Consider the following 14749-nt stretch of genomic DNA (forward strand, 5'->3'; position numbering starts at 1 on the left):
TCGCGACCAATCCGGGACTCTTGACTGGGACGTTTGACCAACTCTAGGGTGCGGCCCACGCCACGCCTCGGGAGACCCCATGAAGAGAGTGCGTCCGGGCGGCATCGCCGCCCTTGTCCTGTCCCTCGTCGCCGCTCTGCTCCTCTCCGGCGCAGGAGCCGGCGGGGCCGGCGCCGTCGAGCGCCCCTGGTGGGAGCCGGCCGACCGGCCCGCCCCCGACTCCGGGATCAACGTGAGCGGCGAGCCGTTCACCGGCACCGACGCACACGGCGACGTGCGCGGTTTCGTCGATGCCCACAACCACCTGATGACCAATGAGGCATTCGGCGGCAAGCTGGTCTGCGGCAAGCCGTTCTCCGACGGCGGTGTCGCCGACGCCCTCAAGGACTGCCCCGAGCATTACCCCGACGGGGCCGGCGCGCTGCTGGAGAACCTCACCGTCGACCCCGACGGCCACCACGACCCGGTGGGCTGGCCGACATTCAAGGACTGGCCCACCTCCACCACGATGTCGCATCAGCAGAACTACTACGCCTGGCTCGAGCGCGCCTGGCGGGCCGGCCAGCGCGTCCTGGTCACCGACCTGACGTCCAACGGCGTCATCTGCTCGATCTACGTCCGCGACCGCGGCTGCGACGAGATGGAGTCCGTCCGGTTGCAGGCCGGGAAGACCTACGGAATGCAGGACTACATCGACCGGATGTACGGCGGTTCGGGCCAGGGCTGGTTCCGGATCGTGAAGACGCCCGAGCAGGCGCGGCAGGTGATCGAAGCGGGCAAGATGGCCGTGGTCCTGGGTGTGGAGACCTCCGAACCCTTCGGCTGCAAGCAGGTGCTCGGCATTGCCCAGTGCACCCGGGCCGACATCGACGCCGGTCTCGACGAACTCCACGCGCTCGGCGTGAGCAGCATGTTCCTGTGTCACAAGTTCGACAACGCGCTGTGCGGGGTGCGCTTCGACGAGGGGACGCAGGGCACCATCATCAACGTCGGGCAGTTCCTCTCCACCGGTACGTTCTGGAAGACCGAGACGTGCACCGGCCCCCAGCACGACAACCCGATCGGCTCGGCCAAGGTGCCCGAGGCGGAGGCGAAGCTGCCACCCGGGACCAGCGTGCCGTCGTACGACGATGACGCACGCTGCAACACCCGCGGCCTCACGCGACTCGGGGAGTACGCCCTCGACGGGATGATGGACCGGGGGATGATGGTCGAGGTCGACCACATGAGCGTCAAGGCCGCCGGCCGGGCGATAAACATCATGGAGTCGGTGCGATACCCCGGTGTGATCTCCAGCCACAGCTGGATGGACCGCACATGGACCGAGCGGCTCTACCGGATGGGCGGCTTCGTCGGGTCCTACGACATGGACTCGGAGAAGTTCGTCGAGGAGGCCGCGGCGACCGCCGACCTGCGCGAGAAGTACGACGTCGGGCTGGGCTACGGCACCGACTTCAACGGGCTGGGCGGCCACCCGGCGCCCCGCGGGTCCGACGCGCCGGACAAGGTCACCTACCCGTTCCGGTCCTACCCGGGCGGCCCGCTGGTGGACCGGCAGCGCACCGGCGAGCGGGTGTGGGACGTCAACAGCGACGGCGGCGCCCATGTCGGGCTGGTGCCGGACTGGATCGAGGACGTACGCGGGCTCGGTGGCGACCCGCTCGTCGACGAGCTGCTGCACGGCGCGCAGTCCTACCTGGACACGTGGAACGCCACCGACGGGTGGGACCGGCCGGCCGACCTGGCCCGGGGCGGTGCCGCGTCGGCGAGCAGCAGCGAGTTCTCCGTCGTCACCAGTTATCGGCCCGACCGCGCCATCGACGGAGACCCCGCCACCCGGTGGGCCAGCGACTGGAACGACGACCAGTGGTGGTCGGTCGACCTGCGCAGCCCCCAGCGCGTCGGCCGGGTGGTGCTGGACTGGGAGGCGGCCCACGCCACCGCCTACCGCATCGAGGTGTCCGACGACAACCGGACGTGGCGCACGGTGTGGCAGACCACGTCGGGCCGCGGCGGGCTGGAGACCGCTCGGTTCACCCCGACGACCGCACGCCACCTGCGGATGCACGGCACCGGTCGGGCCACGCACTACGGCTACTCGTTGCGGGAGGTGGCCGTCCACGCGCGGTGAGCGCCGCTTCCGGTGCGGTCCGGGCCCGCGAGGTCCCAGACGCACCGGAAGCCCGCGTTGGCCGCCGACGCGTCCTCCTCGTTGGCCGAGCGCGCGGCGACGCGGTAGCGGTTGCACCAGGAGTCGTGGCACAGGAACGAGCCACCCTTGATCACCCGGCCGCCGCGCCAGGGGTCGGCGCACCACTCCCACACGTTTCCGACGGTCTGGAAGAGGCCGAACCCGTTGGCGGTGTACGTCGTGACCGGGGCGGTGCCGGACCAGCCGTCGGCGGCCTCGTCGCGGTGCGGGAAGTCGCCCTGCCAGATGTTGCACCGGTGCTCCCCGTCCGGGCGCAGTTCGTCGCCCCACGGGTAGCGCGCACCTTCGAGTCCGCCGCGGGCGGCGTACTCCCACTCCGCCTCGGTCGGCAGCCGGCCGCCGGCCCACGCACACCAGGACTGCGCGTCGCGCCATGACAGGTGCACGGCCGGGTGGTCCTCGCGGCCGGCCAGGTCGGACCCGGGGCCTTCGGGGTGCCGCCAGTCCGCGCCCTGGATCGCGCACCACCACGGTGCCGACCGGACCCGGGGGGCACGTGCCGCGACGGCGGGCGGCAGGTGCAGGTGGAGGACGTGGGACCAGCCGAACCGCTGGGCGTCGGAGACGTGTCCGGTCTCCTCGGCGAACGCTGCCCACTGGGCGGTGGTGACCGTCGTCGCGGCGACGGCGAAGGGGCCGACGGTCACGGCACGGACCGGCCCCTCCTGGTCGTCGGGGTGGCCCAGCCCCTCGTCGCTGCCCATCCGGAAGGTGCCTCCGGGGAGCCGCACGGCGTGGGCCGGCGGCTCGGCGCCGGGTCGTGGACCACGGAGCGGCGCGGCCCCGGCGACCGGCTCGACCGGTTCGGCCGCTCCGTCCCCGCCCGGGCCGTGCCGCCCCGGTGAGCAGCAGTGACCGCTCACAGCTCGGCCAGTTCGTCGGCGATCCGGTGCAGCGTAGCGGTGGGGATGAGTCCGACGGCCACGCCCGCGACGTCCAGCAATCCCAACTCGAGCACCTCATCGGGCAGCGGTCCGTCGACGAGATCGCCCAGATGGGCACGCAGGACCGCGACCGCGTCGGGCTCGGTCAGCAGCGTCGAGATCGGTGTGGTCACGTCGATCCTGGACCTGGGGAAGTCCGCGGCCCGCAGCGGCCGTCGGCGGCTGGTCTCCACCTGGCCGGCCTGCTCGCGGCACAGCAGGTGCTCGGGCGCCAGCGGTCCGGTCGCGGGCAGACCCATCCGCTCGAACTGCTCGGCCGGCACCTCGTTGGCCACCATCAGGTCGCGCATCAGGGTGGCCATGCGCAGTTCTTGCCCGTCGTCGATGACCGGGTGCTGCTGTTCCGGGTCGGTGTAGAGGTCGAAGAGCATCGAACCGAAGGCGTAGGGGTCGGTGTACGCGGTGCCGGGCACCCGCAGCGGCGACACGTCCTTGGTGAACCCGAACGGAGACGCGAGAGCGGCCTCCCGCAGGACCTCGACCGGCATCCGGCCGCGCATGAGTGTGGGCATCAGTGTGTATTCCGCGAGCGGCTGGTTGCCAGGTCGCGCCGGGGCGCGCAGATAGACCCAGCGGCCGTCGGTGACGTTGACGTGTCCCCCGAAGATGCCGAACAGGCCGGCCTCGCGGACCGGTGCGTCGGACTCGACGACGTCCGCGAGCGACACTCCTTGCATGTCCCGGGTCGCGGGCCGGCCGAAGAAGTCGAGCAGGGTCGGAGCCAGGTCGATGGTCTGCACCAGCGAGGTGCGCCGCTCACCACTGCGGCGCGAGCGCGGATCCCATACGAACAGCGGCAGGTGGATGGTCTCCTGGAAGTACGGCGGGGTGTTCTTGCCCCACCAGTCGTGCTCGCCGAGCAGGAAGCCGTGGTCGGTGCCCACGATCAGCATCGTGTCGTCCCACATGTCGTGCTCGTCCATGGCTGCCAGCACCCGGCCCAGGCTACGGTCGCACATGGTGAGCAGAGCCGAGTAGAGCGAGCGGACGTGGTCGACGGTCTCCTGCGGCTCGGAGACCCGCACGTAGTCGGGCCAGTCCAGCTCGGGACCGTCGTACGCCGTGTCGTAGAGCTTGCGGTAGTCGTCGTAGGTGAAGAAGGGCTCGTGCGGGTCGAAGGTCTCGATCTGGAGGAACCAGTTGTCCTCCTCGGCGTTGGTGCCGATGAAGTGCAGCCCGGCGTCGAAAGTGAGCGTCTGCGGATGCTCGGCCTCGCTGGTCATGTAGAGCCGGTTCACCCGGTCCTGGCGACGCAGTTCCCCGTTCGTCACCGTCGGCGCCTGACCGGCGGCCACCGGCGGGTCGGCGACGTGCCCCTTCCACTCGTCGCCCTCCTGGCCCCGGAAGAACTCGAACGTCCGGAACCGCGGATGGTAGGTCGCTCCGCCGTCGGCCCAGTAGTGCTGGTGGTCGGTCACCAGATGCGTGTAGATCCCGGCGCGGCTGAGCAGTTCGGGCATCGAGTCGTCGAACGGCTCCAGCGGGCCCCAGCCCCGGTGCAGGAAGTTGTGCCGGCCGGTGTGCAGTTCACGGCGGGCCGGCATGCAGGGCATCGAGCCGCCGTAGGCGTTGTCGAAGGTGACGCTGCGCCCGGCGAGGTCGGCGAAGTGCGGCGCGACGACGTCGTTGGCGCCGTACGGTGGCAGGAACCGCCGGTTGAGTGTGTCGAAGAGGACGAAGATGGCACGCATATCAGGACACCGACCTTATTCGTGTCACCGACCAGGCCCCGAGCAGCACGATCAGTGCACTGGCGACATAGAGGGCGCGGTAGTTCTCGTTGGTGAGGGTGAGCACCGTGAAGCCGACGAAAGGAGCGATGGGCAGGTTCTGGGCGGCGTTGACCAGGCCCAGGTCGCGGGCCCGGGTGCGCACGTCGGGCAGGACGGCGATGGTCAGCACCTGGTCGACGGAGAGGAAGGTGCCGTATCCGACGCCGAGGAGGGCCGCGGCCAGCACCGCCGCCTCCCACGTCGGTGAGACCGCCAGGCTCAGCGCTGCCGCGATCTGGAACGCGGCGCCGGCGAGCACGAGCGGCTTGCGGCGCGGCTTGCGGTCGGAGATCAGCCCGGCGGCGTACGTCGCGACCACGCAGAACACCAGGTAGACGAGCGTGAGCGTGAGCGCCGCGCCCTCCGGGTCGGGCCGGTGGAGAACATCATCGACGTAGTAGAGCAGATACGCCGTGCCGACCAGATTACCGGCGTTGACCAGCACCCTCGTGGACATGGCCCAGTAGTAGTCCGGCGCCCGCCGCGGACGCGGTGGCGTCAGATTGCGCAGCAGGCCCCCGGTCGGTCCGGTCCCCGGAGGCGGCGCCGGTTCGCCGACGCCGAGCAGGAAGGGCAGGCAGCAGACCGCGGCGAGCAGGGCGATCACCCACCATGCGGTGGACACGTCGTGGATGACCTCGGTGACCAGCGCCATGCCGCCGGCCAGGGCGATCACCTGGGGCGCACCGAAGGCCGCCGATGCCCGGCCGCGCTGGTTCACGGGTACCTGATCGGCGATCATCGCGCTCAGGCCCACGAGCACGCATGCCTGTCCGAGCGCGACGAGCACGAGCAGCCCGCACACCACCGGCACCGAGTCGAGCTGTCCGACGAGGGCGAAGGCGAGCGAGGCGAGAGTGAACCCGCCCAGCGCCCACGCGCGTCGACGGCCCCAGGCCAGCCGGGTGCGGTCGCAGAGGAAGCCCACCAGGGGGACGGCCAGCACGATCGCGACCAGCATGGTGCCCTGGAACACACTGGCCAGACGAACCTTCCGGTCCGGATCGATGGCGCGGGCCAACTGGGCGAGCATGACCTGACTGGGCAGCATCACCATCAGCCAGAACCCGAGCCAGGCCAGAGCGAACAGCCACAGCCACGCCAGTGTGACGGGGGCGCTGGGCTCCGAGGAGTCCCCTGCCGGGGCGACCGGTTGCGGGGGTCCAGGCCGGTCATCGGGCGGTGCGGTCACCGGCGCCTCCTGATCTGGATGGTGCCGGGAGTTTAAGTGGCGCACTCTGAGTGGTCAATCGTCTTGGACAACTGTCCAATCACCAGGCCGTTCCGCGGCGGGGCCCCGGCCGCAACGGCCCTTGAACGCCCTCGGGCAGTGCGGGTCACCACCCCTGCCGCACTGCGGCAGCAGTAGGACCTGTGCCTTCCTGCCGCCACCCCGGCAGGCGTCCGGCGTCCGCACCTCCGGCCGGTCCCGGCCGCGCAGCCGGGCTTCCGGACCGCCGTCGCAGTACGGCGCGATCGAGACACCGTGGCACTCACCACCGTCGCCGAGGGCGGGGCGGGCCGACACCTCGACGGCTGGAACTGGCGACGGCGGACCTGGTGGCCGGCCGTCGACGGCGCCCACTGCTCGCCCTGTCCTGTCGGCCCCGCCGAACGCTGGTGCCCGATCCGCCGCATCCCGATCCGCATGCGGCTTTCGGTCAGTTCGTCCTGGCGCTCTGGAAAAACGGTGCGGACGGCGACAAACTATGGCTGATCGATCGCCTTGTTTGATGCTCCGGAGGAGACAAACGTGCGTACTCATCACCGTGTCGCTGCTGTCGCAGCATCCCTCGCGCTGGCGGGTGGAGGTCTGCTGGGCATGGCCTCGCAGGCCGCGGCCTCCCCGTCGGCGCTTTCCTGTGACTCACCCACGTACTTGACCGGAAGCGGAGGACACCGCGGTGCCTCCATCAGGTGTACGGGCTCCTCGTTCACCGGGGTCATCGACTGCTACAAGCCCGGGTACGGCACCTACCGGCACTTCGGCAACCGCGCGGCATCCGGTGGGACGTCGACCACCTGGTGCGATCTGAACGCCACCGTCTCATTCGCGGGGGCCACCCCCTCCTGAGCACATCGCCACGACGGTGTCGGCCGGCTCGGCGGACCAACTCCGAAACGGCTCCGCCCCCGGCATCGCTTGCCGGGGGCGGAGCCGTTTCGGGCCCGGACCGACCTGCGTTCCGGCTCGTTCACTCGCCACGGGACGCCACGGGAGTCGTCGAAAGGTTCCAGAAACCGGCGTAGCGGCCACCGCGGCGCAGCAGTTCGTCGTGCCCGCCCTCCTCCACGATCCGGCCGCCCTCCAGGAAGACGATGTGGTCGGCGCGGCGGACGGTACGCATCCGGTGCGCCACCATCACCACCGTACGGCCCGCCATCAGACGCTCGATGCCCTCGTGGACGGCCGCCTCGTTCACCGGGTCCAGTGCGGAGGTCACCTCGTCCAGCAGCACGACGGGCGCGTTCTTCAGCAGTGCTCGCGCGATCGAGACACGCTGGCGCTCACCACCCGACAGCAGCGCACCGTCCTCACCGACCTGGGTCGCCCATCCGTCGGGCAGTCGTCCGATCACCTCGTCCAACCGCGCCGCGGTCGCCGCCGCCCGTACCTCGGCCTCGTCGGCGTCGGGACGGCCGAGTCGTACGTTCTCCTCGATCGTGCCGTCGAAGAGATGGACGTTCTGGAAGACGATGGCGATCCGAGCCATCAGCACCTCGGTGTCGATGGCGCGCACGTCCACGCCCCCCACACGTACCGCGCCCGCGTCCACGTCGTGGAACCGTGCGAGCAGCCGCAGCAACGTGCTCTTGCCCGCGCCGGACGGTCCGACCACGGCCAGCCGCTGCCCCTCCCGCAAGGACAACGAGACATCGTCCAGCACCGTGCGATCACCGTGCCGGAAGGCGACCGAGTCGAACTCCAGGTCGTGGTGTTCCGGCCGGACGGGATCGGGAGCTTCCGGAAGGGGCTCGGCGCTCAATACCGCGTCGAGTCTCGCCAGTTCGGAACGCGCGCCGCGGAGTTTGCCACCGATGTCCGACAGCGACAGCAGCGGATCCGCGCAGCGGGCGGCCAGCACCAGGATCGCCAGCACCTCCGCCACACCTATGTTCCCGCCGAGCGCGAGGTACGCGCCCAGCACCAGCAACACGGTGAACATCGCCTGCACCGCGAGCGCCAGTCCCACCGCGCCGGGCAGCACGGACAGCGTGGAACGGCGGGACGCGCGCCGGACCTCACGCAGCGAGTCGTCGAGCAGCCGGAAGCGTTCGCCGGTCCGGCCGCCGGCGCGCAGCACCGGCTGCGCCTGGAGGTATTCGACGACCCGCCCGGTGGCCTCGGCGTCGCGTTCGGCGCGCTCCACGTCGGCGGCGGCCGTCGACCGTCCCGTCCGGATCTGGATCACCGCCACGACCGGTACGGCGGCCAACGCGGCCAGTCCCATGTACCAGTTGAAGGCAAGCATCACGGCGACGATCGTCAGGGGGGTCACACAGGCGGAGATGAACGGCCCCAGCAGATGCGCGATCACGCCCATCGCCTGGAGGACGCCCCGGCCGGCCAGGACGGACACCTCCCCGACGCGGCCCGCGCCGTACCAGCCGACAGGCAACCGGGCCAGATGATCACCGAGACGGTGGTACATGCCGCGCAACAGGCCCGCTCCGACGCGGAATCCGGACAGATCGCTGCTGTAGCGCAGTACCGCGTAGACCGCGAACGCGGCTCCGAACGCGATCAGCCAGGGCCAGGCGTCCGAGGGTGCCGTGCCGAACAGTGCCCGCAGCGCCGGTACCAGCAGTCCGTAGGACAGCCCCTCGACCACCGAGGTCGTCGTCATCAGCGCCACGGTGCGGCGCATCGGCCGGGCGTGCTCGTGCCCCAGCACACGGAGCAGTAGGCGGATCATCGGGACTCGTCTCCTCGCGGTAGGCCGTCGTGGGTTTCGGTCCCGTCGTCCGTCGCCGTCCGGTGGGACTGCCAGAACGCGGCGAACCTGCCGTTCCGTGCCAGCAACTCGGCGGGCGTGCCGCGCTCGACGACCGCGCCGTCCTCCAGCATCACGACGGTGTCGGCGTCGGCGACCGTCTCCAGGCGATGGGCGATGACCAGGATCGTCCGGTCGTGCCCCAGCGTCGCCAGTGCCTGGCGCACCGCCTGCTCGGTCTGCGGGTCGGCGAAGGCGGTCGCCTCGTCGAGCACCAGGACGGGGGAGTCGGCCAGCAGTGCGCGTGCGAGTGAGATCCGCTGTGCCTCGCCCCCCGACAGCCCGGCGTCCTCGCCGATCACCGACGCGTATCCGCGCGGCAGTTCGAGAATTCGGTCATGGACGCACGCCAGCCGGGCGGCGCGCTCCACGGCGTCGGGGCCGGCGTCCGGCACCGCGAGCGCGATGTTGTCCGCGATCGACGCGCGCAGCAGACAGACGTCCTGGAAGACGAACGAGACCATCCGGTAGAGCTGTCGGCTGCCGAGTTCACGTAGGTCGACACCGCCCAGGGCGACGGACCCCTGGGTCGGGTCGAAGAACCGCGGCAACAGCTGGACCAGCGTGGACTTTCCGCTCCCCGACGGTCCGACGAGGGCGGTGACCGTCCCCGGTTCGAGCACCAGGTCGATCCCGCGCAGCACCTCGCGGCCGTCTTCGTAGGAGAACCGGACGTCACGCAGTTCCACCCGGTGGCCCTGTGGTGCGACCGGGTGCGCCGGCTCCGGCAGCGACCGCACCGTGAGCACGTCCCGAATCCGGCCGACCGCGCGCCCGGCGGCCCGCAGCTCGTCGAAGCCATGGCCGAGGGCCGACACCGGAGCGGTCAGGCCCAGTCCGAGCAGCAGGAAGGGCAGCAGATCGGTCGGGGCCAGGCCACCGCCCGTGATCAGGGACGTACCGCCGATCAGCACGACCAGCAGTACGAACGGCGGCGACAGCACCAGCTGCATCCCCGCGGCGATCGCGGAGATGCCGCGCACCCACCGGTGGAAGATGTCGACGAAATCGTCCGCGGCCGTGAGGAATCTGCGATGGGCGCGGCCGGACCCCCCGAACGCCTTGACCACCGAGATGCCCTGTACGAACTCGACGACCGAACTCGCGATGTGTCCCATGGCCGCGTCGAACTCGCTCTGCTCACGCTTCCGGGCCGGGGTCATCATCAGGGGGACCATCGCCATGGCCAGCACCACCGGGATCAGCGTGATCAGCGTGAGCCGCCAGTCGATGGCGAACAGGTAGACCAACGACACCAGCGGCACCACGAACGCGGAGACGAGTTCGCCGGGGGTGTGGGCGATGAACGGGTGTACGGCGCTGACGTCCTCGCCCACCAGCTTGGTCAGTTCGCCGGTCCGGCGCCGGGAGAACCAGCCGATGGGTACGCGTCCCAGTCGTACGGCCAGTCGCCGACGGAGCGTCAGTTGCACCTGGCCGTCGAGGATGTGCCCGATTCCGGAGGACGCGGCCGTGAACAGCAGCCGGACGAACATGCCGACCGCTCCCGCGACCACGACGATCCGGACGTGACCGTGATCGACCGGGCCCGGCGCCAGCAGGGTGCGTCCCAGTTCGACGACCGCCAGCAGCGGTGCCAGACCCGCGACAGCGCCGATCACCTGAAGGATCACGACGACCGCGAAACGCCGGACATAGGGGCGCAGCAGCTCTCGCGCGTTCCGCCCCGCCACGGCATCGGCGTCCGGTGGTGGTGCGGACTGCTCCCTCGCCCGGGGGAGGTCAGCGGTGGTCATCGCTCTCCTGTCTTCGTCGATCCGGTCGTGACCGGTCACGGGACCGGTCCCGTGACCGGGCCGGTGGCCGTACTTCCCGGGCCCCGCCCCGGCCGGCGCCGAGCGGCCGGTGACGGCTCGCGGCCGTCGGTGCCGGGCCCGCCACGGCCTCACTCGGCCAGGGCGCGGCGCAGGGCCGAGGTCAGGTCGGCGAGCTGGCGCTGGGAGACGTCGGCGGACAGGATCGCCAGAGATCCGTGGAAGACGCCGGGCCACTGGTGCAGTTCGACCGACACGCCCGCCTGGAGCAGGCGCAGCGCGTAGTCGATGGCTTCGTCGCGCAGCGGGTCGAACTCCGCGGTGGCGATGTAGGCGGTCGGCAGACCGGACAGGTCGGTCGCCCGGGCCGGTGCGGCGTGGGCAGTGGCGGGCGTGGAGCCCAGGTAGTACCGCCACACCGTGGCGACCGTGTCGCGGTCGTGTCCGGGCGTATCGGTGAAGTGCCGCTGCGACCAGGTCTGTTGGCGATCGTCGAGTCCGGGCTGGTTGAGCAGCTGGAAGTGGATCGGCGGCCCCTGCCGGTCACGTGCCCGCAACGCCACCGCGGCCGCGAGCCCCGCGCCGGCGCTGTGCCCTCCGACCGCGATCCGCCGCGGGTCGACGCCGAGTTCGGCCGCGTGCTCGGCCGTCCAGGTCAGCGCGGCGTAGGCGTCGTCCAGGGCGGCCGGGAACCGGTGCTCGGGGGTCCGGCGGTAGTCCACCGAGATCACCACCGCGCCGGAGCCGCCCGCGATCCGGGCGGCGAACGGGTGCTCGGTGTCCAGATCGCCCATGACGAGTCCGCCGCCGTGCAGCCAGACGACGGCGCCCCGGGCCTGGTGCGGGCGGTAGATCCGCACCGCCACGTCCGGATCGGCGGCGACCGTCCGGTCCTCGATCTCCATGCGCGTGGTGTCCGGTGCCGGACTCGCGGCGGCGCGCTCGGCGTAGCGCCTGCGGTCGGCGACCGGATCGCTCAGGTCGGTCCGGGGGATCAACGGGATGAACGCTTCGAGTTCGGGATTCATGACGACCATCCTCACCGCGGCCCCTCCACGGGTTCATCCGCCATCCGTCGGGCATTCCGGCCGGATCGCGCACCGATCGGCGCGCCTCCTCCGCGCCCCGGGGTCCTATCCTTCTGACATGGAAGCCCTGGCTGTACGGCTGTCGGGAATGGACTCGTACGTCGAAGGCGTGGTCCGGGTCGTCGCGTTCTACGACACACTGATGCGCCGGCGGGTGGACCTTCCGGCGCTCGCGCGGGCCACGGCGGGCCTGGCCGAGTGCGTGGCCGGCATCCGGCTGCACGGCACGGGGCGGGCGATCCGCATCTCGCCCGACGGCAGGCAGGCGCCGGTCCCGCCGTCACCCCCGTCCACCACGGCGCCGATCACCCTCGACGAGGAGGAGATCGGCACGGTGTGGCTGGAACGCCCCGGCCCGTCGAGCCCGCTCGACGAGGTGCTGCTGGACCGGCTCGCCATCGCCGCCGCGGCGGTCGCCGAGCGGTACGGCCCGGCCCGTACCACCATGGCCGACCCCGCCCTCGTCGAACTCGTGGTCAGCTCCGACAGTGACGAGCCGGCCAGAGCCCGTGCGCTACGGCTCCTGGGCTTCGCCGCCGACGTGCCGGTCCGCGTCGCCGCCGTACACTCGCGGGTTCCGCTCGACCAGGTGGGCGGCCTGCTCTGCCCGGCTCGTCCGGTGAAGGCGGCCCCGCTCGCCGACGTGGGTGTCATCCTGGCCACCACCCTCGACCCGACCCGGTTCCCGCCAGGCGTACGCGCGGGCATCGGCGCCGCCGACGGCCCCGCCCGGTCCTGGCGCGAGGCCCGCACCGCCCTCCGCTTCACGACCCCGCACCGGCCCGTCGTCCGTCACGACGAACTGGGCGCGTTGGCCCTGCTCGCGGAGATACCCGAGGACGCCGCGCGCGACAACGTCGATGTGGCCGCGATCGACCGCATCGCCGGCAACGCGGAGGATCTGGAGACCCTGGACGCCTACTGCGCCACCGGCTCCCTGCGCCGGGCCGCCGAGATCCTGCACATGCACCACAGCAGCATCGCCCGTCGGCTCGAACAGATCGGCAAGGCCCTGGGCATCGAACTCACCGAGCCCACCGGCCTGACACGGGCCAAGCTCGCCCTCACCACATGGCAGCTCCTGAACGGCTGAGGGGTCTCACCGCAGCGCTCCGGGAATCCGTGGACGGACCCACGGGTCCCGTCGCGAGGGTGCGGCCCTTGTACGGAGTCCTTCCGGCGCGCCCGTCGGTGGGTCGGCCGTCGCCGACGACGCCGCCGCGAGGCGCTGTAGCTGCCGTCGCGCGCCCGCCAGGGATGACGGGACAACGCTTAGGCTCGCTCACATGCTGAAACTTGGAATCCCCGTCATCGGTGTCACGGACGTGCCCCGCGCGGTGGCCTTCTGGACCGAGGCTCTGGACCTGGTCGCCACTCAGGAGTGGAAGAGCGACACGTGGCGGACGCTCGATCACGCCGACGGCTCCGGCCGGGCCCTCGGGCTGCTGCGCAGTACGTCTCCGGCCGAGCCGCACCCCCGTCTCCACCTGGACCTCTTCACGGACACGACGGAGGAACAACAGGCGGAGGTCGAGCGGCTGATCGGTCTCGGTGCGCGGACCGTCGACTGGGACCTCTACCCGCCCGACCCGGACTTCATCGTTCTCGCCGACCCGGACGGCAACGTCTTCTGCGTGGTGGACCTGAGCCGTGCGCCCAGCGGCAGCAACCGGCCGACGACCTGACAGCCACGCGTCCGCGCGCGGGGGCCGGGCACTTCCGGTCGCGGGCCGGCATTCCGGCACGGGCGTCCTTCCGGACCGGTGTGCCGCTCCGGCGCGCGGTGTGACCGGATCGCACCGGTTGTTCGCGCCCCGGGCCCTCATCCGGACCGGACGGTATCCGGACCGGCCGACGGGGCGGTATCGGCCGGATGAGGCCGGCCCGTGACGTCGCCGGGCGGGCCGGTGAAGCCCCCGCGCGTCGGCGGGCCGCTGGGCGAAGCGGTGGGTGGCTCCGTCGGGGCCGATGATCGCGGCGCGGTTTCCCCGCTCGTCGTAAAACGGTTTGTTTCAAGGGAATATATTACCTCCAGGTAACATCAAGACCTGGCCAGGAAGGCTTGACATGTCCTGGCTGTGTGGCAATCATCAAAGGGCCCTGTCGGGGGGGCGTGCGTCGCCAATGGGGGAGAGGGTGGAGGGTGTTTTTTCGTATTCTGGGTCCGCTCGAAATCGAAGGACCGAATGGCGAAAAGGTCGGCCCCTGGGCCCCAAAGCTCCGCGCCCTGGTTTCCTATTTATGCTGTCACAACTCGGCCGTCGTCTCCTGTGAGCGGCTGAGAAACGCCCTCTGGTCGGAAACGCTGCCGGAGAGCGCCACCACGGCCCTTCATGTGTACATCTCCCAACTCCGTGGGAACTTCCGGAGCCTGGGCCTGGAGCGTTCCGTTCTCGTCACCCAGCCGACCGGCTACCAGCTGCAACTTCCCGACTCCTACCTCGACCTCAACCTCTTCGAGACGCATATGACGCGTTCCCGGGAGTTGCGGGACCGGGGGGAACTCGAAGAGGCATCTGAATTCCTCAGCGCGGCCATCGGTCTGTGGCGGGGCCCGGCGCTGGACGGATTCCGGGAACTGCCCGCCTACGAATCCCTCGGACAACTGCTGGACGAGAAGCGGGCACATGCCCATGAACAGCGGCTGCAACTGGAGTTGGAGCTCGGGCGTCACCATGCTCTCATCGGTGAGCTGTATTCCCTGGTCGCCGCGCATCCCACCTGGGAATCGATCTACGGGTATCTGATGATTTCCCTCTACAGGAGTGGCAGGACGGCGGACGCGCTGGGCGCGTTCAATCGAATCCGGCGCACCCTGGTGGAGGACCTCGGCATGGAGCCGGGTCCGAGACTGCAGAAGATCCAACGATCCATCCTCGCCAGGGACACCTGGCTGGAGAACCCGAGTCCGCAGTATGGAAGCCCTCTGAAGTTCGCCAGCTGACGTGATAGGGAAGGGCCCA

The 14749-nt window shown here is 70.7% G+C and carries 11 protein-coding genes; 5 read left to right on the forward strand and 6 right to left on the reverse strand.

Annotated features, from left to right (window positions below; genetic code table 11):
• Positions 1-79 precede the first annotated feature (79 nt).
• Positions 80-2131: a discoidin domain-containing protein gene (locus tag PZB75_RS25015; RefSeq protein WP_275537538.1), complete on the forward strand. Its 2052-nt coding sequence runs from the start codon at positions 80-82 to the stop codon at positions 2129-2131.
• Here PZB75_RS25015 and PZB75_RS25020 read toward each other — a convergent pair.
• Genes PZB75_RS25020 through PZB75_RS25030 form a run of 3 tightly spaced genes read right to left on the reverse strand, consistent with a single transcriptional unit; the run spans position 2095 to position 6120 of the window.
• A complete protein-coding gene (locus tag PZB75_RS25020) occupies positions 2095-3075 on the reverse strand; it encodes a formylglycine-generating enzyme family protein (protein WP_275537539.1) in 981 nt (326 codons plus the stop codon). The two genes, PZB75_RS25015 and PZB75_RS25020, sit on opposite strands and share 37 nt — an antisense overlap.
• A complete protein-coding gene (locus PZB75_RS25025; protein WP_275537540.1) occupies positions 3072-4847 on the reverse strand; it encodes a sulfatase-like hydrolase/transferase in 1776 nt (591 codons plus the stop codon). Before PZB75_RS25025 ends, PZB75_RS25020 begins: the two co-directional genes overlap by 4 nt.
• A gap of 1 nt (position 4848) precedes the next feature.
• The gene (locus PZB75_RS25030) at positions 4849-6120 is read right to left on the reverse strand and encodes an MFS transporter (RefSeq protein WP_275537541.1); all 1272 of its coding nucleotides are present in this window, start codon (positions 6118-6120) and stop codon (positions 4849-4851) included.
• Positions 6121-6681: 561 nt separating this feature from the next.
• Between PZB75_RS25030 and PZB75_RS25035 the strand changes: the two genes are divergently transcribed.
• A complete protein-coding gene (locus PZB75_RS25035) occupies positions 6682-7002 on the forward strand; it encodes a hypothetical protein (protein WP_275537542.1) in 321 nt (106 codons plus the stop codon).
• Positions 7003-7123: 121 nt separating this feature from the next.
• Here PZB75_RS25035 and PZB75_RS25040 read toward each other — a convergent pair whose 3' ends face one another.
• From PZB75_RS25040 to PZB75_RS25050, 3 genes are all read right to left on the reverse strand, one after another.
• Positions 7124-8845: an ABC transporter ATP-binding protein gene (locus PZB75_RS25040; protein ID WP_275537543.1), complete on the reverse strand. Its 1722-nt coding sequence runs from the start codon at positions 8843-8845 to the stop codon at positions 7124-7126.
• Positions 8842-10680: an ABC transporter ATP-binding protein gene (locus tag PZB75_RS25045; RefSeq protein ID WP_275537544.1), complete on the reverse strand. Its 1839-nt coding sequence runs from the start codon at positions 10678-10680 to the stop codon at positions 8842-8844. The genes PZB75_RS25040 and PZB75_RS25045 overlap by 4 nt, the downstream gene beginning before the upstream one ends.
• Positions 10681-10829: 149 nt before the next feature.
• Positions 10830-11726, reverse strand: coding sequence for an alpha/beta hydrolase (locus PZB75_RS25050; protein ID WP_275537545.1), 897 nt, complete (start codon positions 11724-11726; stop codon positions 10830-10832).
• A gap of 118 nt (positions 11727-11844) precedes the next feature.
• Here PZB75_RS25050 and PZB75_RS25055 point away from each other — a divergent pair, with 118 nt between their 5' ends.
• From PZB75_RS25055 to PZB75_RS25065, 3 genes are all read left to right on the forward strand, one after another.
• Positions 11845-12879 carry a helix-turn-helix domain-containing protein gene (locus PZB75_RS25055; protein WP_275537546.1) on the forward strand — a complete coding sequence of 345 codons (1035 nt, stop codon included), beginning with the start codon at positions 11845-11847 and terminating at the stop codon, positions 12877-12879.
• A 193-nt stretch (positions 12880-13072) separates the two neighbouring features.
• The gene (locus PZB75_RS25060) at positions 13073-13471 is read left to right on the forward strand and encodes a VOC family protein (RefSeq protein ID WP_275537547.1); all 399 of its coding nucleotides are present in this window, start codon (positions 13073-13075) and stop codon (positions 13469-13471) included.
• Positions 13472-13929: 458 nt separating this feature from the next.
• Positions 13930-14730, forward strand: coding sequence for an AfsR/SARP family transcriptional regulator (locus PZB75_RS25065; RefSeq protein ID WP_275537548.1), 801 nt, complete (start codon positions 13930-13932; stop codon positions 14728-14730).
• The last annotated feature ends 19 nt before the right edge of the window (positions 14731-14749 follow it).

This window comes from Streptomyces sp. AM 4-1-1 (assembly GCF_029167625.1).
Classification (GTDB): domain Bacteria; phylum Actinomycetota; class Actinomycetes; order Streptomycetales; family Streptomycetaceae; genus Streptomyces.